Source organism: Schinkia azotoformans, assembly GCF_035811335.1.
In the GTDB taxonomy this organism is placed as follows: Bacteria; Bacillota; Bacilli; order Bacillales; family Bacillaceae_J; genus Schinkia; species Schinkia azotoformans.
Genome location: NZ_JARSMD010000015.1, coordinates 148,126 through 173,277, shown reverse-complemented (window position 1 = coordinate 173,277; position 25,152 = coordinate 148,126). Strand labels below are relative to the sequence as shown.

Genomic DNA, 25,152 nt, shown 5'->3' with positions numbered 1-25,152 from the left:
AGCATTTAAAGACAAGACTGTTTGCGTGAACTGTTTTTGAAAGAGGTGTGGGTGATGGACAAGCAAAAAGTCGAGCGTATTTCGATTCGAATTAATGGTAAAGAAAGAGTATTCTTGTCTGATGAAGAATTAAATCAAGAGATTTCGGCAGCAAAGGAAGTAGATGCTGGTTTAGCAGAAGCGGATATCGACCATTTTGAAACCTTTGTAATTGGGGAGTTAGTAGGACATGAACCAGAACGTGAACGGGATAATGTCATTGATTTTGAAGAAAGACGAAATGGAAAAAAGAATTATTCTTCAAAATCATTTAATAGAAATAATACATTGTTATTGAATAAGAAAAAAAAGCGACCACTTTTAACTTCTGGTGGAGGACGAAAGCCGGATCCAATTTTAAAGAAATTTATAGCCGTTCTTATTTCAGCGATCATCATTGGGGTCGGGTTTGGTTATGTTGTTTTATCACTTTTCACTGATTTAAGTGAGGGACAGGGCGGAGGAGAATCCCATATCACCGTTGATAATGGACAAACTGTAGAAGAAAATAATGAAGCAACCGGTGAAGTGCCGTCTGAAGTAATATTAGGTCCTATCGGAGCCAATACAGGAACTACAGCAAATGGCATTGCACCCTTAAGTGTGCAAATCATCCAAGGAGGGGCATTTGAATCGGTTGAAGCGGCAAATCAAATTGCTAATGGTTTAAAAGAAAATGGGAAAGCAGCAGTTGTGAAGCCAGGGTCCAAGCCGGTTCTAATGTTCATCGGACTAGGAACTGACCGTAATGAGGCGGGGATTATAAGTCAACTTTATCTTAATGCTGGGCAGGATGTGTATATGAAACCATTCGGACTTTCAGAAATTAAAGCAGGTAAGGTGAGCAATGAGAAAGAGGCGGCATTTGTCTCGGCTGGTATTAGCCTCTACCAATCTTTACTTGGTCTCTCCACCGAAACTTTTGATCAAAAAAAGATCAACCAGGCTACATGGAAGGACATTGAGTCAAAGTTTACACAGTGGAATCAATCCAAACCTCAAGAACTACCAGCCTCACTTGAGCAATTTGCAAATTCAATTTCAAAAACCTATCAATATTTAGCAAGCTATCAAATAAAGGCGGATGAACAGCAATTGTGGAATTCCCAACAAGCCCTATTAGACGGACTTTTATCCTACAAAAAATGGCATGATGAAAAAGTTGCCCAATAAGCTGATTTACCGAAAAATAGTTCAATTTTCAATTTCTCAAAGAAAAATGCTTGAAAAATTTAAAATTCAAAAGAAAAGAGGCCATTTTGGTTTCTTTTTTTGTTTATTTTGGCTTGAGAATTTCAATTTCTCGAATTTGTTTTACTTATGGAAATTTGGTATTTTACCATTAATAGATAAAAGATATTAATACAGATTGGTGATGTGTAGTGAAAAAATTAATATTAGCTTCAAGCTCTCCAAGGAGAAAAGAATTATTATCGTATGCGCAGATTCCGTTTGAAATTGTGGTCAGTCATGTGGAAGAGCATTTTAATGAAAAAAATGATCCAAATGAAATTGTTCAAGCACTGGCCTTACAAAAAGCAGAGGCGGTTGCAAATATCCTTGATCAGGATGTTGTTGTGCTTGGAGCAGATACGATTGTGACGATAGACGATCAAATTTTGGGGAAACCAAAGGATGAAAATGAAGCAAGAATGATGTTAAAACAGCTTTCCGGACGAGAGCATATTGTTTATACAGGGGTTGCGATTGTATCTGCTGATGAATCGACAACTTTTTACGAGGAAACGAAGGTTCAGTTTTGGGAGCTATCAGATGAAGAAATAGACAGCTATATTAAAAGTGGTGAGCCTTTTGATAAAGCAGGTGCCTATGGGATTCAACAGCTTGGTTCTATTTTAGTAAAGCGGATTGACGGGGATTATTTTAATGTTGTAGGTTTGCCGATTGCTCGGACATACCGGGAATTGAAATCGTTCCTTAAGTAGTAGCGGGACATTTCCGGGTAAATGCTGGAATTTTACGGCTAAAGTAGCAGAATTTCCGGGTAAGCGCCGAAAACTTACGGGTAACCACCAAAAACAACTATTAACTGGCTTTGATGCAAGCACCATAGCCAGTTTCATAGCAGCAACCAAACGGAGAGGAGAAACAATATGCCAGATTCTTCACTGATGATTAAGGATTATCCAAAGGATTCAACGCCGAGGGAACGTCTCATAGCCGATGGCCCTGGCAGTCTTTCAAACCAAGAGCTTTTAGCAATTTTACTGCGAACAGGTACGAAAAATGAGTCCGTCTTACAGCTTTCCAACCGTCTGCTGAAAAATTTCGAGGGGTTACGGTTGTTAAAGGATGCCACGATTGAGGAAATCACAAAAATTAATGGCATTGGCCGGGTCAAAGCGATTCAGATACTAGCTTCACTAGAACTCGGTCGAAGGGTCGGGAGACTTCAATATGATGACCGTTACACGATTCGCTCCCCGGAGGATGCGGCTAAATATGTAATGGATGAGATGCGCTTTTTATCGCAGGAACATTTTGTTGCATTATTTTTAAATACAAAAAATCAAGTACTTCATAAACAATCGATCTTCATTGGTAGCCTCAACGCCTCGATCGTGCATCCGCGCGAGGTTTTCAAAGAAGCCCTCAGACGGTCCAGTGCCTCCATCATATGTCTGCATAACCACCCTAGTGGAGACCCGACACCAAGCCGTGAAGATATTGAAGTTACGAAACGTTTGGTCGAATGTGGAAAAATACTTGGGATTGAACTGCTAGATCATCTAATAATTGGTGATACTAAATTTATAAGTTTAAAGGAAAAAGGATATGTTTAAAAAACCTATCCTTTTCTATTTTTTTACCGTATAATATTCATTATGAGTTTGTGTGTACAAATTTGGTTGACATATCTGTGTCTAGCTACAGCGCCTAGCCCCTCGAGGTCATAAGCTGTACTGCTCTGTGGCATAAAACGCCACGACGCAGTCCATCTTATGCTTGTCGGGGCTGACCAAGGCGCTTTCGCATTTCAAATTTGTGCGTCATGCTGAGAAAGGAAGAGATACATATTTATGTTTGGTTTAGGTGGCTTTTCTCGTGATATGGGAATTGACTTAGGAACAGCTAATACGTTAGTTTACGTGAAAGGTAAAGGTGTCGTTGTACGTGAACCTTCTGTTGTAGCCTTTCGCACTGATACGGGGACAATTGAAGCTGTTGGTAATGACGCAAAAAATATGATTGGCCGTACACCTGGTAACATTGTAGCATTAAGACCGATGAAAGACGGGGTTATCGCTGATTTTGAAACTACGGCTATCATGTTAAAGCACTTTATACAACAAGCACAAAAAAACCAAACTGCTTTTTCAAGAAAGCCGCATGTCATGGTGTGTGTACCATCAGGAATCACAGCTGTAGAAAAGCGTGCTGTTGAGGATGCAACAGTGCAAGCAGGTGCTCGTACAGCTAATACAATTGAAGAACCATTTGCTGCAGCAATCGGGGCTAATCTACCAGTATGGGAACCAACCGGTAGTATGGTGGTTGACATAGGTGGCGGAACAACCGAGGTTGCCATTATTTCTCTTGGAGGGATTGTAACAAGTCAATCCGTTCGTGTCGCCGGGGATGAAATGGATGATGCGATCATTCAATATGTTAAGAAAAAATACAGTCTATTAATTGGAGAACGTACAGCTGAACAGCTTAAGTTTGAAATTGGTTCTGCTGGTATGCCTGAAGGTATTGAGGATATGGAAATCCGCGGGCGTGACCTCCTTACAGGACTTCCAAAAACAATATCGATTAGTGCAGTGGAAATTGGAGAAGCATTGCATGATACAGTGTATGAAATTGTTGATGCAGTGAAATATACTTTGGAGAAATCTCCGCCAGAATTAGCGGCCGATATTATGGATCGTGGCATTGTCTTAACGGGAGGAGGCGCTTTACTGCGCAATCTTGATAAAGTTATAAGCAATGAAACGAAGATGCCTGTATTAGTGGCCGAGAATCCGTTAGATTGTGTTGCCATTGGTACTGGTAAAGCATTGGACAATCTTCACCTTTTCCGGTCAAAAGCAGGAATTACATCGAGGTCAAGAAAATAGGTAAGTAGGTGTAAATCATGCCACAGTTCTTTTATAACAAACGATTAATCGTGCTTTTAGTTAGTATCATTATTTTAGTGGCATTGATTGGTTTTTCCTTAAATGATCGTTCCAAATTAAGCTGGCCTGAACAGTTTTTGAAGGATACGATTGGCTGGTTTCAATCAGTTTTCCATCAACCCGCTGAATATGCAGCGGGTTTCTTTGAAAATATATCTGACATAAAAAACACATTTGAGGAAAATAAACTATTAAAGGCACGCCTGGATGAGTATGTCGAATTAAATGCCAGGGTTATGGAATTAGAAAAAGAAAATGAACGGCTTCGTGGGATTTTAGATAAAAAAGAAAGCCTTCGTGATTATAAGCTTATTCAAGCCAATGTCATTGCTCGAAATCCCGATCAATGGCATGAATTAATTTTCATTAACAAAGGTGAGCAGCATGGAGTTAAGAAAAATATGGCTGTCATCACTTCAGAAGGTATGGTAGGGAAAATTAAGCAAGTTTCACAATTCACTTCTACTGTACAGCTTTTAAGTGCTGTTGACCGAACAAATCGAATTTCAGCCGTTGTAAAAGGAAATAAAGATATTTTCGGACTAATTGAGGGTTATGATGAAAAAAAAGGTGCACTTTTATTTAAACGTATCCCATTTGATGTTGATATTAATTTAGCGGAAAAGCAAACGGTTATCACATCTGGATTAGGGGGAGTCTTCCCTAGCGGCCTAGTGATTGGTGAAATTACGGAGATTGTCCCGGATGAACATGGCTTGACGCAAATGGCTTATGTGAAGCCTTCTGCTAAGTTTTTCGATATTGATCATATTATGATAGTTGAAAGGGTATCGACTACCCCAGAAGAGGATTTAGTTGAACAATCTAAAGGAGGAGTCTAATTGTGAAAAGATTCCTTCTTGCGTTTATTGTATTTTTAGCTTTTTTATCTGAGAGTATCTTCATAGAGTTATTCCCTGCTGAAAGATTTGGGATTGACCGCATTTTTGTGCCAAGGTTTATGATTGTAATGATCATGCTTATTTCATTTTTTTATGATCGAAATAAAGCGCTACTTTTTGCGATAATTTTCGGCTTATTATTTGATATTATATATACAGATATTATTGGGATTTATATGTTTTCATTTCCACTTATCGTATATGTTATTTCTTTATCTATGAAAGTGCTTCATAGAAATCTCCTAGTAATATTTTTTGTTGTACTAGTAGGCATTGGCCTTTTAGAAGGGTTTGTTTTCGGGATTTTATATCTTGTTAATGTAGCCCACCTTGATTGGAACCAATTTCTCTATGATCGATTATTCCCTACACTTGTATTAAACGGGGTATTTCTAATTGTTATTTACTACCCGATGAAGAAGTTTTTATTAAGGGTAGAGAAATGGGCAAATAAAGAAAATGATAAGTTAGTATAGGTTTTAAAGGAAAAAATACAGATTGTGTCGAATTACAAATCATCGAGGTGAACGAAGATGATCGGGCAAAAGCAACAAAATGTGACGATTAAAGGAACGAAAAGTGGTCTCACTTTATATTTGGATGATTCATGTTCTTTTGAACAGCTATTAAAGGAACTTGATGAGAAATTATCCTCTAATCATCAACCACCCGAGGGTAGTCCTTTAACCTCCGTTCACATAAAAGCAGGCAACAGATATTTAACTAGAAGTATGCATGATCAAATTCGCGAGATTATTCGAAATAAGAAAAAATTAGTCATTGATTCATTGGAATCAAATGTTATGTCAAAAGCGGAAGCTCTTGAATGGAAAAAACAAACAGACGTTGAAACGGTTTCGAAAATAATTCGTTCCGGACAGGTGCTTCAGGTTAAAGGGGATCTTCTGTTAATAGGTGACGTAAACCCTGGTGGCACTGTCATGGCTGGTGGTAATATTTTTATTATGGGCGCATTACGGGGAATTGCTCATGCTGGATGCTTTGGCAATCGTAATGCCGTGATCGCAGCATCATTGATGAAGCCAATGCAACTACGCATTAGCGACTTAGTGAATAGGGCACCAGATGACCACGAAGAAGAAGGCCGTGAAATGGAATGTGCTTATATTGATCAAAATGTAAATCAAATCGTGATCGACCGAGTTCAGGTTTTACCACATCTAAGACCAAATTTAACGAGGCTTGAAAGGGGTATGATGTAAATGGGAGAGGCTATCGTTATTACATCAGGAAAAGGCGGCGTTGGAAAGACAACTACAAGTGCTAATCTAGGAACGGCACTAGCTTTAACAGGTAAAAAGGTTTGTTTAGTTGATACGGATATCGGGCTGCGCAATCTGGATGTTGTTATGGGACTGGAAAATCGTATTATTTATGATTTAGTTGATGTTGTGGAGGAACGGTGTAAGCTTCAGCAGGCTTTAATTAAGGACAAGCGTTTCGAGTGCTTGTATTTGCTTCCGGCTGCACAGACGAAGGATAAGTCTGCCGTTTTTCCTGAACAAATGATAAAGCTTGTTGGCGAATTGAAGCAGGATTTTGATTATATTTTAATAGATTGCCCGGCTGGGATTGAACAGGGCTTTAAAAATGCTGTAGCCGGAGCGGACAAGGCCATTGTTGTAACGACTCCAGAGGTATCTTCTGTTCGTGATGCGGATAGAATTATCGGACTGTTGGAACAAGAGGAGGTTGAACCTCCAAAACTAATAGTAAACCGCATTCGCACTCATATGATGAAAAATGGTGATATGCTTGATGTCGATGAGATTGTGGCAATTTTAGCTATCGATCTATTAGGAATTGTAGGAGATGACGATACTGTTATTAAAGCATCCAATAATGGTGAACCCATTGCATTGGACCCTACAAGTAAAGCATCGATCGCCTATCGAAATATGGCTAGGCGCATATTAGGTGAATCTGTGCCACTCCTTTCTTTGGATGATGATAAGGGCGGCATGTTTTCGAAAATGAAAAAGTTTTTTGGAATGAAGTAAAATTTGAATTAGTACAAGCTTGAGTTTGGGATATTTGAGTCCTAAGCTCTTTTTTATTCTTATTTTCAAAGTCATATCCACCGAGGACAAGTCATAGATATTACTAATAGTTATGCTTGTTCAAAACGAGGGCAATTGGTCCTTTTCAATACTTGAGCGGGGGAATGATGAAGGTGAGAAATCAAGTCGATGATGTAAAAAGGAGAATAGCAAAACGGAAAAAGGCGCGTAGTTCAATTGGTGGATCGCCAACAGGATCGAGGAGAACTGCCTATCCGCTGCCTAAAGATGAAGAACGGTACGGGGAAACTCCGTTTTATGATTATGAGCCAGGCTCAAACTCGAAACATCCGGTCTTTCGGACTGAGTTTATTATTTTACAAGTTTTATTAGCAGTATGCTTATTTTTAATAGTAGGGATTTTGTTTAAGGACCCGTCTCCACGCTGGGAAAAGGCACGTACTTTCGTCAGTAAGACGATGGAAAAGGAATTTCAATTTGCTGCTGTAATGGATTGGTATGAAAATCAATTTGGTAAGCCGGTTGCCCTATTGCCGGAAACGAATAAGGAGCAGATACCTAATCAAATTGATCAGAATGAAGATGTTCAGCATGTCTATGCAGTGCCAGCGGCCGGCCGTGTGCTTGAGCCATTTTCAAAAGACCGTCAGGGGATTATGGTTGAAACAGGTCGTGATTCCTTCGTTGAGGCCATTGATGATGGCATTATCATCGATGTCAGCGTCAAAGAAGAGATTGGCAAGACAGTTGTTATTCAGCATTCCGATGGCAGTGAAACATGGTATGGAAATTTGAATTCAATCAATGTTAAACTATATGATTTCGTGAAAAGTCGTACCCAATTAGGTCAAGTTACCAATACTGAGGATGGGCAAGCCGGAACTTTTTATTTTGCAATTAAAGAGGGTGACTCTTTTATTGACCCCATTCAGGTGATCAACTTTGACTAAGGTTGGTGAGGCCATTGTCTAGAGTGACAGAAATTTTCAGTAAAATTTCAATTCATCCCTTGTTCTGGCTTGTTGTAGGTATTGGGGTACTAACTGGACGATTTTTAGAAATCATCATGCTATTTACGATTGTGTTCGTACATGAAATGGGCCATGCGATTACCGCCAATCATTTTCTCTGGCGGATAAAAAAAATTGAACTATTGCCATTCGGTGGCGTTGCTGAAATGGATGAGCATGGCAATCGTCCTTTAAAAGAGGAGCTGCTCGTTATTATAAGTGGGCCGCTGCAGCACCTTTGGATGATGGCGCTTGCCTATATTCTTTTTTTTATCGGGTGGATTGATCAAAATACATATGACTTATTTTTGAAGCATAATCTGATGATTTTGATCTTTAATCTTTTACCGATTTGGCCATTGGATGGTGGGAAGCTTGTATTCCTCGGGATGTCACTTAAGTTCCCGTTCAGCTTAGCCCATCGCTATTCATTGATGATTTCGATTGGTATTGTATGCTTGTTAATTTTAACTACACTAGTTATCTATCCATTTCATTTGAATTTGTGGATTGTAGTTGCGTTCGTTATTTTCGCTCATTATATTGAGTGGAAACAAAGAAAGTTTGCGCATATTCGCTTTTTATTGGAACGATATTATGGGAGAAGCCGGGAGATCAAAGATTTGCGACCAATCGTCGTAAATGAAACGGACCACTTAGTAGATGTTTTTGCTCAGTTCTGTCGAGGATGTAAGCATCAAATTATTATAAAAAGGAATGATCGCGAGCAACTCACATTTGATGAGAATGAGCTTCTTCACGCGTATTTTACTGAAAAAAGAACGAATGGCACGATGAGGGAGATATTTGGATAGGAGTGGGGCACGGGGAACTGTGCCCTGTTTATGTTGGTGCAACCAAATATTAAGGGATAGAAATTATGAGGCCAGAGCAAGCAGCGGTCCCACAACCATTGTCCGCATTTTAAAAGGATAACTGGAGAACAGCTACTCATCGATCGCTACCATTGTTCCCCCTACTCCCCGGTTTATAGTACAATGAACTAAAATATACCTCCTAAGCAAAGGAAAGATTCTTTTGAAAAAAATTATTTTGAACTGTCGAACTTCTGAAAAGCGGGTTGCCGTTTTGGAGCATGATAAATTAGTAGAGCTGTTTTATGAATCGTCCGAAGGCGAGTCAATTGTAGGTAATATTTATAAAGGGCGGGTTGAAAAGGTCGTTCCGGGGATGCAAGCTGCATTTGTTAATATTGGGCTTGAACGTAATGGATTTCTGCAAATTGATCAGCTTGCAAATTATAAGTCTTTAGACCTCAACGAAAAGCGTAAAGTGTCTATTTCCAATTTGCTTCATGAAGGGCAGGAAGTTATTGTTCAAGTGACAAAGGCCGCTTTTGGAGAAAAGGGTCCCAGATTGAAAACATTACTTGAGCTTTCTGGCCGATATGTAGTTTATATGCCCAACGATACACAAATTGCCATATCGAAAAAAATCAATGAAGATGAAAGAGAGGTTTGGCGTCGTTTTGGCCAAGCTATTTGCGATAAGAATGAGGGGTTAATTTTTCGAACTGTCTGTACCAATAAAACAACAGAAGTTGTAAAAAAAGAAATTGAGTATTTGAAAGAAAACTGGAGCGAAATCGATAAAGAGCAAGCCGGGAAAAAGACTCCGTCTCTTCTTTATAAAAATACTGATCTCATAGAATTCATTGTCCAAGATTTAATTGGTGATGAACCCACCGAAATTATTGTTGATGATGGTATCGTTTTTCGGAAGCTTAAAGAAAGACTTTCTATTTATGATGACACTATCACCGAAATTAAACACTTCATCAATAAGGAAGATTTATTTTCTTATTTTGGTATTGAACAAGAAATTCCAAAAACTCTAAATCCTTATGTAGAACTTGAAAATGGTGCGAGTTTAATGATTGAACAGACAGAGGCTTTAACTGTTGTTGACGTTAATTCAGGGAAGTTTACGGGAAAACATAATGTGAAAGAAACAATCTTAAAATCCAATGAACTTGCGGCCCTCGAAATTGCCCGACAGCTTCGACTCCGTAATATCGGTGGAATAATCATCATTGATTTTATCAATATGGAATCCCAAAAAGATCGGGAATACATTAAAAATAAGCTTAACGCCGCATTAAGGACAGACCGCAATTATACAAAGGTATACGGCTTCACCCAGTTAGGTCTCCTGGAAATGACCCGAAAGAAAGAACAAAAATCATTGCTTGAAAAATTAACAACGACCTGTCCAACCTGTCACAATGTAGGCAGAGTCTATTCCCCAGAGCAGGTAACCCGCCAATTAGAAAGAGCGCTTTGGGAATACAAAGGGATGGATCACGAAGCCGTTTGGGTTGAAGTCCCCACGCCAGTACTGGAGCTATTCAAAGCAAATGCGAATGTAAAGCTGAGGCAGCTTGAAGAGACTTTAGGCTATAAAATTTTGCTGACAAGCACTGACCAACTAATCAATAATTTTGAAGTCAGGAATTTTGGTACCGAAAGCGAGATCAAGTCTAGAATTTCTAAGAAAAAGACACACTAATTGTAATTGACAATTTTTAATTAAATATGTTATGATTTTCATTGTGTTTAATGTAGCGCACCACGGCTACAACCGCACAGAACAGGTTTTAAAACCATTTGAATGGTACCTGGGATGGCGAGTCTTAGTATAAGAGGAGGTGCAGAGAATGTACGCAATTATCGAAACAGGCGGTAAACAAGTTAAAGTTGAAGAAGGACAAGCAATCTACATCGAAAAGCTTAACGTTGAAGCTGGTGAGACTGTAACTTTTGACAAAGTGTTAATGGTAGGTGGCGAAAACGTAAAAGTTGGAAGCCCAACTGTAGAAGGTGCTACTGTAACAGGTAAAGTTGAAAAACAAGGTCGCGCTAAGAAAATTATCGTTTTCAAGTATAAGTCTAAGAAAAACTACAAGCGTAAGCAAGGTCATCGTCAACCTTACACTAAAGTTATTATCGAAAAAATTAACGGTTAATAGGTTGAATGAATGATTAAAGTTATCATTACGAGGCGTGCAGACCATTCAATACATTCGTTTGAAATAAGCGGACATGCTGAATCCGGTCCACATGGACATGATTTAGTGTGTGCAGCCGTATCAGCTGTTTCATTTGGAACTGTCAATGCGGTTTATGGTTTATGTCAGACGAAACTTGGAATTGAACAAGGTAAAAAAGGAGGCTTTCTCCGCTGTGTTGTTCCTGATCATCTTGATCAAGACACCAATAGGAAAGTACAATTATTACTTGAAGGGATGCTCGTATCTCTACAAACGATTGAAAATGATTACGGCAAATACATTCAAATTAATGACAATTACTAAGGGTAACTAGGACAGAGAAGTTCTAGGCGTCGAAGTCACGAGTACCGGAACGTATTATATACGTGAGGAACGGAGTGGCGAGACAACAACGAAATTCGACGGTCATAGTTAGCCGTAATAGGAGGTGAAACTGATGTTAAGACTAGATCTTCAGTTTTTCGCATCTAAAAAAGGGGTAGGTAGTACTAAGAACGGTCGTGACTCTATCTCTAAGCGTCTAGGCGCTAAGCGTGCTGATGGCCAATTTGTTAACGGTGGAGAAATCCTTTACCGTCAACGTGGTACAAAAATCTACCCAGGAAATAACGTGGGTCGTGGTGGTGACGACACATTGTTCGCTAAAACAGCTGGTGTAGTACGTTACGAGCGTGTTGGTCGTGATAAGAAGCAAGTAAGTGTATACCCAGTAGCTCAATAATTCAGTTATATCTTACCCGAGAAGAAAAGGCTCTAACCAGATATTGGTTGGAGCCTTTTGAATTATTGGAAGCCCCTATAAGATAAAGTAGAGAATATTTATAAACAGGTTATCCATTAAGTGAAATATTTGGTATAATTCATACATCAAAACTTATAGGGGTAAAAATATGGGAAAAGAATGGAATGCAGTTGAAATTTTGAGGCATTCACGTCATGATTGGTTAAATAAGCTACAACTAATCAAAGGTAATCTCGCTTTAGAACGATTGGATCGTGTTAATGAAATTATAGAAGGAATTATTATGGATACAAAAAATGAATCCAAACTAACAAATTTAAAAGCACCTCAACTGGCAGCATTATTAATGTTGTTCAATTGGGAAGAGCAACATTTTTTTCTTGAGTTCGAGGTTTTAGGTGATGAGCGAAACCTATCCAATCATGATTATGATATAACAGCATGGTGCTTTGCGTTTTTAAATAAATTGAACAAGGTTATTAAACCATTTGCAGAAAATCATCTAATTCTTTCAATCCAATTATCCGATCAGGAAGTTCGTTTCATTTTCGATTTTAGAGGAATAATAGAAGATAAAAGTATAATTTCAAACTATCTGGAAGAACGAAAGAATGGTGCTTTGATTCAAGTTTTAGAGTATGAAGTACATAATGAAGAAATGGTAGTAGTAACTCAAATTTCGTTTTAGCTTTAGATTGAGAGGTGACAACAATGTTCGTAGATTATGTCAAAGTATATGTAAAAGGTGGAGACGGTGGGAACGGTATGGTTGCCTACCGTCGTGAGAAATATGTTCCAAAGGGCGGCCCTGCAGGGGGCGATGGCGGTAATGGAGCAGATGTTGTTTTTGAAGTAGATGAAGGCTTGCGTACGCTAATGGATTTTCGCTATCAGCGGCATTTTAAGGCAGATCGTGGTGAACATGGGATGTCTAAAAGTATGCATGGAAAAAATGCTCAGCCAATGATTGTCAAGGTGCCACCAGGTACAGTTGTCAGGGATGTAGCGACAAATGAAAAGATAGCCGATTTAACGATCAACGGTCAAAGGGCTGTAATTGCCAAAGGTGGCCGTGGCGGCCGTGGTAATACTCGTTTTGCAACGCCGGCAAACCCAGCTCCGGAAATTGCGGAAAATGGGGAGCCAGGCCAAGAACGGGATGTAATACTTGAATTAAAAGTACTTGCAGATGTTGGATTAGTTGGATTTCCAAGCGTTGGGAAATCAACGCTTCTTTCCGTTGTTTCGTCAGCAAAGCCTAAAATTGCAGAATATCACTTCACAACGATCGTGCCAAACCTTGGAGTTGTTGAGACAGAGGATGGACGAAGCTTCGTGATGGCCGATTTGCCTGGGTTAATTGAGGGTGCACATCAAGGAGTTGGATTAGGGCATCAATTTTTGCGACATATTGAAAGAACAAGGGTTATTGTTCATGTTATTGATATGTCAGCTATGGAAGGCCGTGATCCTTATACCGATTATGTCACAATTAATGAGGAGTTAAGGCAGTATAATTTGCGCTTAACAGAAAGACCTCAGATCATTGTTGCGAATAAAATGGATATCCCTGGTTCCGAGGAAAACTTAGAAAAATTTAAAGAGCAGTTGGAAGAGGATGTACCGATTTTCCCAATTTCCGCTGTAACAAGGCAAGGTTTAAGGGACCTGCTCTTTAAAATAGCCGACCTATTAGAGACAACACCTGAGTTTCCATTGGAAGAACAAGAGGTCGAGGAAACACACATTTTATATAAACATGAAGCACAAGAAATACCGTTTGAAATTACAAGAGATGATGATGGTGCATTCGTAATATCGGGTGCATATATTGAGAAAATGTTTAAGATGACTAATTTTTCAAGGGATGAATCAATCCGTCGTTTTGCCCGTCAAATGAGGGGACTTGGAGTTGATGAAGCTCTAAGGGAACGCGGGGCAAAAAATGGGGATATCGTAAGGCTGTTGGAATTTGAATTTGAATTTATAGAATAGTCTTGGAAAAGACTGCTAGTAACTTCATTCAGCGTAAGTAGAGAAATGAATACAAATTAGTATTTTAATTCAGTTGGGATACTAACCTCTGCTGAATGAAGTTAACGCCTCCGGCGGATGCCTCAGATTTTTAAAGGTAGTTTTCGAGCATGGGAGCTCGATAATATCCGCTGGGATCAAATACGCCAAGGCGTATTTGATCATGCAGTCTTTTTCTATAATTGTCGAGGGGTTATGGGTGAAAACTAATAAAGATAATATGGAACAAAGCTATTACTTAATTCGGGAAGACTTTTTACCTGAGGCTATGAAAAAAACTCTAGAAGCAAAGGCCCTTATTGAAAGAGGAAAGGCTGATTCTGTTGCGGATGCTGTCCAAATGGTTGGCCTAAGTCGAAGTGCTTTTTATAAATATCGAGACGGGATTTTTCCATTTCATACGATTGTGAAGGAACGGATTATCACACTTTTTTTTCACCTTGAAGACCGCTCCGGTACGTTATCGCAAATGCTGGCAATGGTTGCTGATGCTGGTTGTAATGTATTAACGATCAATCAAAATATTCCCCTTCAAGGGAAGGCAAATGTTACACTATCTTTAAATACTTCTGGGATGAAGGAAGATATTAATGTCTTAATTCAAAGTTTAAAGGGGCTGGAATTTGTGGAAAAGGTTGAGATTCTAGGCTCTGGTGCTTAACTTTATTAAGTTTATAAGGGAGAGAAACGACGTGTCTACAAAAGTTGGCTATCTTGGTCCAAAGGGGACTTTTACAAAAATTGCTGTAAATGAATTATTTCCTACTGAAGAAAAAATTCCATATGAAACCATTCCAGCAAGTATCGATGCTGTCACAAAAGGGGATGTGGAATTTGCAGTTGTACCACTTGAAAATGCAATTGAAGGGTCTGTCAATATCACGATTGATTATTTAATTCATGAACAAAACCTGCCGATTGTGGGTGAAATTGTGGTTCCGATTCGCCAGCATCTTATGGTGCATCCACAAAACAAAGAAATGTGGGAAAGTGTGACGTCTGTTCTTTCTCATTCACATGCGATTGCTCAATGTCATAAGTTTTTACATACAAAAATGCCTACTGTGGACCTTCAATATGTAAAATCAACAGGGGCTGCAGCGGAGTATGTTCATGAGCATCCAGAAGAATGCATTGCAGCGATTGGTAATGAATTAGCGGCAAAGGAATATGGCTTGGAAATTGTCAAAAAAGATATCCATGATTATGATAATAACCACACTCGATTTGTGATCCTACATAAAAACGCGGTAGATCTTAGTACCGAACATCGTTATTATGGTGGTGACCGTACGACATTAATGGTTACTTTACCGTCAGATTATGCGGGTGCTTTGCATCAGGTGTTATCAGCGTTTGCTTGGCGAAAATTAAACTTATCAAAAATCGAATCAAGACCAATGAAAACAGGTCTTGGAAACTATTTCTTTCTTGTCGATGTTGAAATGAAGATGGATGAGGTACTAATACCTGGAGTTGTGGCTGAACTTGAAGCACTTAACTGTTCAGTAAGAGTGTTGGGAAGCTATCCATATTATTTTATCGGTAAAGAACAAAGCGCTATTCAAAAATAACAAAATGCGACTTCAGGTGGAAGTCGCATTTTTCATGATAAAACCCGCAGCTGTAAGTTTTTGAATGGCTTGTTCAAGCTGTTCCTCATTGTCCGCTTCAATAGTATGGGAATGGGGTCCTCCTGTAAGCTGTAATAAAAGCGGTGCTTTGGTTGCTTTTACTTTTTCATAAAACTGGTCAACATCACTTCGATTGCTAACACCAATCGGTGCCGTTAAATTTCCATAGAGTGGGTGTTCAACCTTGACGTCCTTAACGGTTACCCCACAGTCAACCATTAAATAAAGCTCTTCTTTCGTTTGCTCAGGATTATGGGTACTGATGATCACCCTGGAAGGGCGACTGTACTGTTGTTCTTTTAAATAAAGATAGCCTTGGGATGTCGCAATGATTGGTTCATTTCGGGCCTTAAGTAATGTTATATCCTGACTGATCACCTGACGGCTCACGTTTACCTTTTCAGCGATATAGCTTCCCGTAAGCGGCTTGTCACTTAGCTTCAACCAATCCAGGATCAAATTTCGCCTCTCTTCTCCGAGTATCTTTTTTCCACCAGTCATGAATTTCTCTCCCTTATAAAATTTAATCAAATACGCCTTGGTGTATTTGCGCCCAGATTTTTTCGAGCTTGCTCGAAAAACTACCTTTGAAAATCTGAGGCATCCGCCGGAGGCTTTAACTTTATTCAGTAGGGTTATCCCTCAATTGAATTTTTAAAAACTAATTCGCATTTATCCCACCATTTATGTGAATGGAGGACCTGCTACTGAATAAAGTTAAAATACTTTTTTAAAAATCTTTGAAAGATATCGATCGTTTCTTCTATTTCAGCATCCGTTGTTAATTTTCCAAGCGATAGACGAATAAATTGTTTCGCCTCTTCCTTGGATTTTCCAATGGCAAGTAGAGTCTTTGAAGGTTTTTGCATGCCAACTGCGCAGGCACTGCCCGTTGAAATCGCTACTCCGTAACGGTTGCACTCAAGCATGATATATTGACCTTCAATTCCGGCTATAGATAGTCCAATAATATGCTCCAACCGCTTGCTGCTTGGTCCTACTTCAGATATTTTCCAGGCGTCCCCTTGAATACCGTCAACAAGCTTTCTTCTTAAACCTTGAAATCTTTCCTGTTCTACGTCCATAATTGGAAGAACTTCTTCAGCAGCTGTAATGAAAGCGGCGATTCCTGGAACGTTAACCGTTCCGGGTCTAAAACTGTTTTCGTGTGTTGTTCCCGGAATGACAGGCTTCCACGTCCTAGATGGGTTTATATAGCAAGCGCCAACCCCTTTTGGACCGTATATTTTATGGCTAGATACTGAGATGCTGTCTAGATTTGCTTTTTTAACATCTATCTCAATCTTACCAAAGGTTTGGACACAATCACTATGAAAAATAATATCATGTTTCTTTAATATCTCTCCAATCGCAACTAAATCTTGAATCGTTCCTATTTCCGAATTCCCATGATGAATAGAGGCCAAAACAGTATCTGGGCGGATTGCTTCAGATAGTGCTTCTAACTCAACCCTTCCTTCAGTATTGACTGGAACAAATGTAATTTCATAGCCGTCTTTTTGTAAATCTTCTAATGTATTTGCAATAGATGAATGCTCTAATTTAGTTGAAATAATATGCTTTCCCTTTTTATTATTCCCTTTAAGTAAGGAATGGATGGCAAAATAATTTGACTCTGAGCCACCGCTTGTAAAATAAACTCCTTTTGCCTCCCCATTAAAAAAACCGGCTATCGTTTTTCTTGATTCTTCTAAAATAGTTTGTGCTGCCAGGCCCATATCGTGGAGGCTGCTTGAATTGCCGTAATACTTAGTAGCCACTTGACTATATACATTTATTGCTTTCTCACTCATAGGTGTTGTTGCTGCATAATCTAAATAGATCATTACATTCCTCTCCTCACTGTTTTCATTAGTTGAGAAATGTGTCAACTAATGAAGTCTTTTGTAATAATTGTCAGAATTGTGACAATGCCATAAAAAAACTCTTGTCATTAGTTTAATTATGTGTAAATATAGGTGTCAAGACAATTGTTTTAGATTTCAATATTAAACCTAATTGGTAGGATGTGGGGGTTCCAGATAATGACTGATAGACATATCGCAGATGTTGTCATTATTGGAAGTGGCATTGCTGCGTTGGTAGCGGCAGATCGTTTAAGTTATCATAAGAATGTGATTATTATCACAAAGTCAAAAAAAGAAAATAGTAATTCATGCCGAGCGCAGGGTGGTGTAGCAGCAGCAATATCCCGCAATGATCATTGGACAAATCATTTTTCTGATACAATGGTTGCCGGGAATTTCCACAATGATGAAGAGGCCGTTGAAACCCTAGTACAAAGAGGGCCGGAATTACTTCGTGCCTTGATTGATAAAGGAATGTCCTTTGATAAAGATGCAAGGGGGCATCTCGTTCTTGGGCAGGAAGGTGCACATGGGATAAGAAGAATTCTTCATGCCGGTGGGGATGCTACCGGAAAAGCTCTTGTTGACTTCATGCTGAATCGCCTTCGTATTAATCCAAAGGTGAAAATTATTGAAAATATGTTAGTTGTTGATTTACTAGTCGAAGAGAATCATTGTTTTGGGATAAAGGTGAAAACAAATTCCGGAAGGTCTAAAATAATTTATTCAAGGGATACTATTTTGGCAGCAGGCGGCAGTGGCGGCTTATATTCATTTACATCAAATGACCCAACAGTGACCGGTGATGGGCTTGTCTTAGCCTACCGTGCAGGTGCTAATTTAGTAGATTTGGAGTTTGTTCAATTCCATCCGACATTACTATATGTCAATGGAGAAGTAAAAGGCTTAATTTCCGAGGCAGTCCGAGGAGAAGGTGCTGTTCTAATTACAGAGGGTGGGAAGCGCTTAATGCATGGCATTCACCCTCTAGAGGATCTAGCTCCAAGAGATGTTGTGGCAAGAGAAATTAACCGTGCCGTTTTAAATGGAGAACAAATATTTTTAGATATTTCGATGATAAAAGATTTTAAAAAATGCTTTCCAACAATCACTGAGTTATGTGTAGAAAATGGAGTAGATCTAACAGCGGGGAGAATACCAGTTGTTCCAGGCGCCCATTTTCACATGGGGGGCGTTGAAGTTAACCAACAGGGACAAACATCAGTAGAGCATCTATATGCGATTGGTGAGGTTGCTTGTACGGGTGTACACGGTGCGAACAGGTTGGCAAGTAATTCGTTGCTTGAAGGAATTGTATTTGCAACGGAATTGGCTGAACACCTTGCTTTTGAACGATCAGAGGTCTTTGATATTCCGACGATTGAATCAGATGATAAAACGTGTAAAGAGCTTCATTTGCCCGAAGAGGAAGAAATCAAAACCGTTATGATGAAATATGTCGGCATTATTCGGGATAAAACAAGCTTACAGACCGCAATAGAATGGTTGGAACGGTACTTGCCTTCTGAAGATAAAAACTTTGACCTAGATGCTTTAACCCATGAACAAATTGGCGTTTATAATATGCTTCAAGCAGCCTGGCTTATTACCACATCAGCTTTAATGCGAGAAGAAAGCCGCGGTGGACATTACCGTTCAGATTTTCCCGAAGAAGAAACGAATTGGACAAAGAAAAAAATTGTTCGTAAATTAATAAAAAATAATGAGAGGATTGCTCAAAAATGAACAAGGTAAAGCTGCGTAAACAATTACAAGAGTTTTTTATTGAGGATTTAGGAGAATTAGATTTAACGAGTGAGTATATATTCCCGTTAGAAAAAGTGTCAAAAGGAAATTTTCTAGTTAAGAATGACGGTGTATTAGCGGGAGTCGATATTATCAAAGAAGCATATGCTTTTTTTGACCCATCAATTGGAGTAACCCTTTATAAGCAAGATGGAGAATTGGTTAAAACAGGAGACGTCATCGCTTCTGTTCATGGACCTGTCGCTTATTTATTAAGTACTGAACGGGTTATTTTAAATCTTATGCAACGGATGAGTGGAGTAGCAACAGCTACTCATGCGGCTGTTCAAGCTCTTAATAGTGATCATACTAAAATTTGTGATACAAGAAAAACAATGCCGGGCTTACGTATGTTAGATAAATATGCAGTTCGTTGCGGAGGCGGCTATAATCATCGATTTGGTTTATATGACGGTGTCATGATAAAGGACAACCATATTACATTTGCAGGCGGAATTAAGGAAGCCGTTTCAAAGGTACGTTCACAAGCTGGACATATGGTTAAAATTGAAGTTGAAACAGAATCAAAGGAACAGGTGTTAGAGGCTGTAGAAGCCGGTGCGGATGTCATTATGTTTGATAATCGCTCACCAGAAGAGGTTGCTGAGTATGTAAAGCTTGTACCTAAAGAAATCGTAACAGAAATTTCTGGCGGTCTTACACTCGAGACGATTGGAAATTATCGCGATACAATGGTTGATTATATTTCACTGGGAATGCTAACACATTCTGTAACGGCATTAGACATTAGCTTTAATCTTGAAGGGGGAGTGAAATAATGGGGATTTTGGATGTTTTATCAGCGAAAAATAATACAACGATTCCTGAACGTTATAAAAATATGAGTGTTGAAGAAATGGAAAATCGAGTCCGTGAAATAAAGGAAAAGTTTGGTGAAAGATTATTCCTACCTTGTCATCACTATCAAAAGGATGAGGTAGTTCAATTTGCGGATGCAACAGGGGATTCATTACGCTTGGCACAATTGGCAGCCAAGAATGATAAAGCTGAATATATTGTATTTTGCGGCGTTCACTTTATGGCTGAAACGGCTGATATGTTAACTAGAGGCGATCAGATGGTGATTTTGCCTGATATGAGAGCAGGCTGTTCGATGGCCGATATGGCCGATATGGAGCAAACAGAAAGAGCCTGGAAGGTGCTCCAAGAAACATTTGGTGACACGGTTCTTCCAGTTACTTATATTAACTCTACTGCAGCAATTAAAGCATTCTGTGGCCGGAATGGCGGTGCAACTGTAACATCCTCAAATGCGAAAAAAATGATTGAGTGGGCATTATCTCAAAAAGAGCGCCTGTTATTCCTACCGGATCAGCATTTAGGCCGTAACACATGTGTTGATTTAGGAATTCCATTGGAGCAAATGGCAGTTTGGGATCCGATTCATGATAAATTTGAATATGACGGCGACCTTGAAAATGTAAAAGTAATATTATGGAAGGGTCACTGTTCCGTGCATGAAAGCTTTACTGTAGAAAATGTGGAAGAAATTCGTAGAACGAAGCCGGATATGAATATTCTTGTCCATCCTGAATGCAGTCATGAAGTTGTGAAAGAATCTGATTACAATGGTTCAACAAGTTATATTATTGAAACAATCAAAAAGGCCCCAGCTGGCAGCAAATGGGCAATCGGGACAGAAATGAACCTTGTGAAAAGAATTATTGCTGAACATCCGGATAAAGAAATTATGTCACTGAATCCGAATATGTGTCCTTGTATGACTATGAATCGAATTGATTTACCACATTTATTATGGGCGCTGGAAACGATTGAACAAAAGGAACAGTTCAATCAAATCACTGTTGATCAAGAAATTGCAAAAGATGCGTTGCTTGCATTAGATAAAATGTTAAAAATCGTGTAAAAGCTGATACATTTCGTATCGGCTTTTTTCATAAAATTATTTTTTTAGCATAAATTGTTACGAAAGAAGATAAATAAAGGTAGCATTTTGCCCATGAGCCCATATAATGATAAAGACTTTTTTAGAGGAGGTTTATGCACCGTGAAAATTCATATCGTGCAAAAAGGCGATACACTATGGAAAATCGCCCAAAAATATGGTGTAGATTTTAACGAGCTAAAACAAGTAAATACCCAGCTCAGCAATCCTGATATGATTATGCCTGGTATGAAAATTAAAATTCCAACCGGCAGTGTGCCCGTCAAGAAACATGGAAATCCGCATTCAAAAGAAGAGGTGTCCTTATCACATTTGGCACCGAAGGAAATGCCGATACAAATGCCGCCAACACAAATGCCGAAGCCAATTCAGCCAACCCCAGCACCAATGCCTGTTGTGCCAAAAGAAATGCCACAAAAAATCATACCAACACCAGTCGTACCGAAGGAAATGCCTGTTCCTCCGGTGATAAAAGAAACGCCAATTGTGCTGCCACCAATACCACAAATGCCTATTGAACAATCTGAAATTGATTATAATATCGAACAAAATATGTATAATTATACATTCAACATACCTACTTTTCCAATTAAAGAGGCACCAGTGAAAGAAAAACCAGTTGAGGAAGTTAAAGAAGAACCAGTAGTGCCACCGACAATGCCAGCTCTACCGTTGCCGGAACCTCCACCGGCTTACCCTTGTGTACCAATGACTGGTTTAATGCCTGGCTCAGGATTACCGTGTGGTTTTCAGCCAATGCCATGTCCACCGATGCCATGTCCGCCATATCCATGTCCACCTGTTGCTGTTCCTTATGGAATGCAGGCGGGTATGTTTAATCCAGCAGGATACGGTGCGATGCCGGAAATGCAGGGGGCACCTTTTACACCGCAACCAACGGCTATTAGTCCGGCGATGTTTGATGATGAAAATGATGGTATAGAACAAATGTATCCAGGCCTTTCACCAATAAATGCACCGGCAGCACCAGTTAGCCAAATGACAGCTGCAGGTGGAGATTGTGGTTGTGGCGGACCTAAGCTGGACCCTCCTGCCTTCGGAGCGATGCCTGCGGGCTATGGAGGGGTACCAGGAGCCGGATTTAGCGGCATCCCACCGGCAGGCTATGGAGGGGTACCAGGAGCCGGATTTAGCGGCATCCCGCCAGCAGGTTATGGAGGAGTACCAGGAGCCGGATTTAGCGGCATCCCGCCAGCAGGTTATGGAGGTATGCCAACGGGTGTTGCAGGAGTCCCGTCTGGATATGGCAGTGTCCCTGTAGGCACTATGGGTGTACCAACTGGTTTTACTGGAATGCCAACAATGCAAACTGGATTTGGAGGTCCACAAGGAGGCTATGGCGGCATCCCGCCAGCAGGATTCGGGGCACCACAAACAGGTTTTGCAGGTGCAGGACCTCAAGCACCTCAAGGAACATTTGCGCCGCCTGAATTTCCGTTTGCACAATTCCAAACACAGATGCCTGCAACAAATTTTGGTGAACCTTCATTTAGAAATGATGTTTTAGATGATGAAGAAGATGAGTGGTAAAAATAAATAGAAACTGGCTAAAGAGGCGATTATAATACCATCGCCTCTTTTTCTGTGATAATATGGATTAGAAAAACACGTAATTTGCCCATAATGGCAAATTGCGATGTTTTTTCTTATACTTTAAACCATAACAAAGTTAAACTTGCTTAAAGTGCAAAAATAGAATCGGTTGAAAGGAAGAAAAAAATGAAGCAAAAAATAGAACAGCTTGTAAACTGGCTCCAGGAGCAAGTAAAAGGTGCAGGTCTTAATGGTGCAATCGTTGGTATATCAGGCGGAATCGATTCTGCCGTTGTCGCTTATCTAATTAAAAAGGCTTTTCCAAATGATTCAATGGGAGTCATCATGCCGTGTAAAAGCAATCCTAAAGATCAAGAGGATGCAATGCTTGTTGTTGAAGGCAGCGGGATAAAAGCTTTAACAATTGATTTAACCGAATCACATCAGCTTCTCTTCTCACAAATTCAAGATCAACTTAAGGGAATTGGAGAACTTAATGAAAAGTCTCTCACATTAGGTGATGCCAATTTAAGAGCACGTCTCAGAATGAGCACCCTCTATACGGTTGCTAATAATTATGGGTATTTGGTAATTGGCACAGATAATGCCGCCGAATGGTATACAGGCTATTTTACAAAATACGGGGATGGTGGAGTTGACCTCGTTCCCCTTGTACATTTAACTAAAGGTGAAGTAAGGGAAATGGCCGAGGAACTCGGTGTACCTGAGCCTATTATTACAAAATCACCAAGTGCCGGCCTTTGGGAAGGACAAACAGATGAAAATGAAATGGGGACAACCTACGATACGATTGACCGCTATTTAAATGGTGAAGAAATCCCGGAAAAAGACCGTGAGATTATTGAAAGGCTCCATAGACGTTCAGAACACAAAAGAAACTTGGCTGCACACCCGCCAAAGTTCTAAAGTAGCACTATGTAAAAGTTACCAGCTAAATAAAAGAGTAAAATAAGCCTCCATCTGCCAACCTAACAATGGGACCCCAAAAAATGTCCCCAAAATCCTCTAAAAATGGCGGGAGGCTTTTCGGCATGAGAGGTATACTTTTATCGCTTTCAATAATGATAATGATCGGCTTTGCTCTTACAGGCTGTGGTATTAATGATTCGACTCAAGATGAAAATTCATCGCTAGAACAAGTCGCGTTTTATTCGAATGATAAAAATACAAATCGCGATTCCGGGGCTTTTCGATTTATCAATGACCGCGGGTTTAATGATCAGCACATGGTTAATCAAGTGCGGACTCTTAATGGAGGAAATGACTTAGGTGAGCAAGATGGGGCTTTTTCAAAATATGGTGATGGGAATTATGGCTATGATGACTATAATTATCATGGACATTTAAATACCACTTTCAACGGTGTTCCAACAAGATCATATAATACCGGTCATGATAACATCGTTGCCCAAAGAATAACGGATCGCATTGAACATGTTGCCAATGTCAATGATGTTGCAGCCATTATCGATGGTAATACAATTTTGGTTGTCATTGATACGGACGATGATGACAGCCAAGCTATTGAAAAGAAGGTCCGCCGAATTGTAGAAGGAATGGCAAATGGGCGGGAAGTAAGAGTTGTTACTGACAAAGGAATGTTCGGGTCACGGAAGTAAATAATTGAGAAAAATTCTACAGTATTTAGGATAAAACTTCTATTCCATGGTGAAACTAATAGTGACACCAGAATAGAAGTTTTTTATTTAATCAAAATCGAGGTGACCATTATGACTCCTTTATTTAAGAGGGCTCATGCCGTGAAGTATTTAGTTTTAAGTCTAGTAATCGCAGGTTTTTCTATATTCTTTTTGCTCTATCATACGGCTGCTGAGAATAATGGAGTAAAAATTGAACAAATCAAAGAAGAGACCCAAGCGCTCGAAGTTACTGGACCGCTAACCGTAAATGTAATTTTACAACAACAATATCTTGATGGGAATACAAGTGAGGAGACTGTCACGGAAACGATTTGGTCTATGGAGGACTTTTGGGCACAATATCGTGATTGGCAATTGGTGGATCAAAAAGAAGGACAGATGATATTTAGAAAAGCGGTCGATGATATCTCTCCACTACTAAAAGCGAATGGCTATTTTGGAATATCTGAGGACGGAACATTAACCATCTTCAAAGGCTTGCCAGCAGAATCTGAAGAAGTGATCCAGTCTTTCTTCCAAATTGATATTAGTAAACTTGAAAGTAGGCAGCAGGAGGAATTAAAGAAAGGAATTCCTGTCGTATCAAAGGATCATTATATTCAGGTTATCGAAAGCTTTAAGACACTTTCTATTAAACAATAAGGGACTTGGGTTAGGCACTAAGATTGAGTGTCTAACCCTTTTGTTTGTCTAGCTCAAGCACCCAGCGACTAGTAAACTTCGCTGAACGGGCGCTTTC

General features: G+C 39.6%; 27 protein-coding genes and 1 other annotated feature. Of the genes, 25 read left to right on the top strand and 2 right to left on the bottom strand.

The window, feature by feature from the left end:
• Positions 1–54: 54 nt before the first annotated feature.
• From P9E47_RS08405 to pheA, 18 genes are all read left to right on the top strand, one after another.
• Positions 55–1,212 (top strand): hypothetical protein, encoded by a 1,158-nt coding sequence (locus tag P9E47_RS08405; protein ID WP_003331811.1) that lies wholly within the window; start codon positions 55–57, stop codon positions 1,210–1,212.
• A gap of 209 nt (positions 1,213–1,421) precedes the next feature.
• Positions 1,422–1,985 (top strand): Maf family protein, encoded by a 564-nt coding sequence (locus P9E47_RS08400; RefSeq protein ID WP_003331810.1) that lies wholly within the window; start codon positions 1,422–1,424, stop codon positions 1,983–1,985.
• A 168-nt stretch (positions 1,986–2,153) separates the two neighbouring features.
• Positions 2,154–2,843 (top strand): RadC family protein, encoded by a 690-nt coding sequence (gene radC / locus P9E47_RS08395; protein WP_003331809.1) that lies wholly within the window; start codon positions 2,154–2,156, stop codon positions 2,841–2,843.
• A gap of 237 nt (positions 2,844–3,080) precedes the next feature.
• Positions 3,081–4,121, top strand: coding sequence for a rod shape-determining protein (locus P9E47_RS08390; protein ID WP_003331808.1), 1,041 nt, complete (start codon positions 3,081–3,083; stop codon positions 4,119–4,121).
• 17 nt (positions 4,122–4,138) lie between these two features.
• Positions 4,139–5,023 (top strand): rod shape-determining protein MreC, encoded by an 885-nt coding sequence (gene mreC, locus P9E47_RS08385; protein WP_003331807.1) that lies wholly within the window; start codon positions 4,139–4,141, stop codon positions 5,021–5,023.
• 2 nt (positions 5,024–5,025) lie between these two features.
• Positions 5,026–5,559 (top strand): rod shape-determining protein MreD, encoded by a 534-nt coding sequence (mreD, locus tag P9E47_RS08380; RefSeq protein WP_326163119.1) that lies wholly within the window; start codon positions 5,026–5,028, stop codon positions 5,557–5,559.
• Positions 5,560–5,616: 57 nt separating this feature from the next.
• Entirely contained in the window at positions 5,617–6,306 is a 690-nt protein-coding gene (gene minC, locus P9E47_RS08375; protein WP_326163117.1) for a septum site-determining protein MinC, read from the top strand.
• The gene (gene minD, locus P9E47_RS08370) at positions 6,307–7,104 is read left to right on the top strand and encodes a septum site-determining protein MinD (protein WP_326163116.1); all 798 of its coding nucleotides are present in this window, start codon (positions 6,307–6,309) and stop codon (positions 7,102–7,104) included. It abuts the gene before it with no gap.
• A gap of 167 nt (positions 7,105–7,271) precedes the next feature.
• Positions 7,272–8,075: a M23 family metallopeptidase gene (locus P9E47_RS08365; RefSeq protein ID WP_326163160.1), complete on the top strand. Its 804-nt coding sequence runs from the start codon at positions 7,272–7,274 to the stop codon at positions 8,073–8,075.
• Positions 8,076–8,089: 14 nt separating this feature from the next.
• Positions 8,090–8,950 (top strand): M50 family metallopeptidase, encoded by an 861-nt coding sequence (locus P9E47_RS08360; RefSeq protein WP_326163115.1) that lies wholly within the window; start codon positions 8,090–8,092, stop codon positions 8,948–8,950.
• Positions 8,951–9,173: 223 nt separating this feature from the next.
• The gene (locus P9E47_RS08355) at positions 9,174–10,664 is read left to right on the top strand and encodes an Rne/Rng family ribonuclease (protein WP_003331800.1); all 1,491 of its coding nucleotides are present in this window, start codon (positions 9,174–9,176) and stop codon (positions 10,662–10,664) included.
• A gap of 60 nt (positions 10,665–10,724) precedes the next feature.
• Positions 10,725–10,799: a sequence feature (ribosomal protein L21 leader region), on the top strand.
• Between the two features lie 13 nt (positions 10,800–10,812).
• Entirely contained in the window at positions 10,813–11,121 is a 309-nt protein-coding gene (gene rplU / locus P9E47_RS08350; protein WP_003331799.1) for a 50S ribosomal protein L21, read from the top strand.
• A gap of 12 nt (positions 11,122–11,133) precedes the next feature.
• Complete coding sequence (locus P9E47_RS08345; protein ID WP_326163113.1) at positions 11,134–11,469, top strand: ribosomal-processing cysteine protease Prp; 336 nt, start codon at positions 11,134–11,136, stop codon at positions 11,467–11,469.
• 133 nt (positions 11,470–11,602) lie between these two features.
• Positions 11,603–11,887, top strand: coding sequence for a 50S ribosomal protein L27 (gene rpmA / locus P9E47_RS08340; protein ID WP_003331797.1), 285 nt, complete (start codon positions 11,603–11,605; stop codon positions 11,885–11,887).
• Between the two features lie 169 nt (positions 11,888–12,056).
• The gene (locus tag P9E47_RS08335) at positions 12,057–12,596 is read left to right on the top strand and encodes a sporulation initiation phosphotransferase B (protein WP_003331796.1); all 540 of its coding nucleotides are present in this window, start codon (positions 12,057–12,059) and stop codon (positions 12,594–12,596) included.
• A gap of 23 nt (positions 12,597–12,619) precedes the next feature.
• Positions 12,620–13,903, top strand: coding sequence for a GTPase ObgE (gene obgE, locus P9E47_RS08330; protein WP_003331794.1), 1,284 nt, complete (start codon positions 12,620–12,622; stop codon positions 13,901–13,903).
• Between the two features lie 259 nt (positions 13,904–14,162).
• Positions 14,163–14,603 carry an ACT domain-containing protein gene (locus P9E47_RS08325; protein WP_035194387.1) on the top strand — a complete coding sequence of 147 codons (441 nt, stop codon included), beginning with the start codon at positions 14,163–14,165 and terminating at the stop codon, positions 14,601–14,603.
• 31 nt (positions 14,604–14,634) lie between these two features.
• Entirely contained in the window at positions 14,635–15,516 is an 882-nt protein-coding gene (gene pheA, locus P9E47_RS08320) for a prephenate dehydratase (RefSeq protein ID WP_326163112.1), read from the top strand.
• A gap of 12 nt (positions 15,517–15,528) precedes the next feature.
• On the opposite strand, the gene P9E47_RS08315 is transcribed toward pheA, so the two are convergent.
• Both P9E47_RS08315 and P9E47_RS08310 read right to left on the bottom strand, forming a co-directional pair.
• Entirely contained in the window at positions 15,529–16,077 is a 549-nt protein-coding gene (locus P9E47_RS08315; RefSeq protein WP_003331791.1) for a transcription repressor NadR, read from the bottom strand.
• A 203-nt stretch (positions 16,078–16,280) separates the two neighbouring features.
• Positions 16,281–17,423: an IscS subfamily cysteine desulfurase gene (locus P9E47_RS08310; protein WP_326163111.1), complete on the bottom strand. Its 1,143-nt coding sequence runs from the start codon at positions 17,421–17,423 to the stop codon at positions 16,281–16,283.
• Between the two features lie 198 nt (positions 17,424–17,621).
• Between P9E47_RS08310 and nadB the strand changes: the two genes are divergently transcribed.
• The 7 genes from nadB (at position 17,622) to P9E47_RS08275 (ending at position 25,055) form a co-directional block, all read left to right on the top strand.
• Complete coding sequence (gene nadB, locus P9E47_RS08305) at positions 17,622–19,190, top strand: L-aspartate oxidase (RefSeq protein ID WP_326163109.1); 1,569 nt, start codon at positions 17,622–17,624, stop codon at positions 19,188–19,190.
• Positions 19,187–20,029: a carboxylating nicotinate-nucleotide diphosphorylase gene (gene nadC / locus P9E47_RS08300; RefSeq protein WP_326163107.1), complete on the top strand. Its 843-nt coding sequence runs from the start codon at positions 19,187–19,189 to the stop codon at positions 20,027–20,029. Before nadB ends, nadC begins: the two co-directional genes overlap by 4 nt.
• Complete coding sequence (gene nadA, locus P9E47_RS08295; protein ID WP_003331787.1) at positions 20,029–21,138, top strand: quinolinate synthase NadA; 1,110 nt, start codon at positions 20,029–20,031, stop codon at positions 21,136–21,138. The genes nadC and nadA overlap by 1 nt, the downstream gene beginning before the upstream one ends.
• 141 nt (positions 21,139–21,279) lie before the next feature.
• Positions 21,280–22,728, top strand: a complete 1,449-nt coding sequence (gene safA, locus P9E47_RS08290) for a SafA/ExsA family spore coat assembly protein (protein WP_326163106.1) — start codon at positions 21,280–21,282, stop codon at positions 22,726–22,728.
• 189 nt (positions 22,729–22,917) lie between these two features.
• Entirely contained in the window at positions 22,918–23,658 is a 741-nt protein-coding gene (gene nadE, locus P9E47_RS08285; protein WP_003331785.1) for an NAD(+) synthase, read from the top strand.
• Positions 23,659–23,783: 125 nt separating this feature from the next.
• Complete coding sequence (locus P9E47_RS08280) at positions 23,784–24,371, top strand: YhcN/YlaJ family sporulation lipoprotein (RefSeq protein ID WP_326163105.1); 588 nt, start codon at positions 23,784–23,786, stop codon at positions 24,369–24,371.
• A gap of 141 nt (positions 24,372–24,512) precedes the next feature.
• A complete protein-coding gene (locus P9E47_RS08275) occupies positions 24,513–25,055 on the top strand; it encodes an intercompartmental signaling factor BofC (RefSeq protein WP_003331782.1) in 543 nt (180 codons plus the stop codon).
• Positions 25,056–25,152 lie beyond the last annotated feature (97 nt).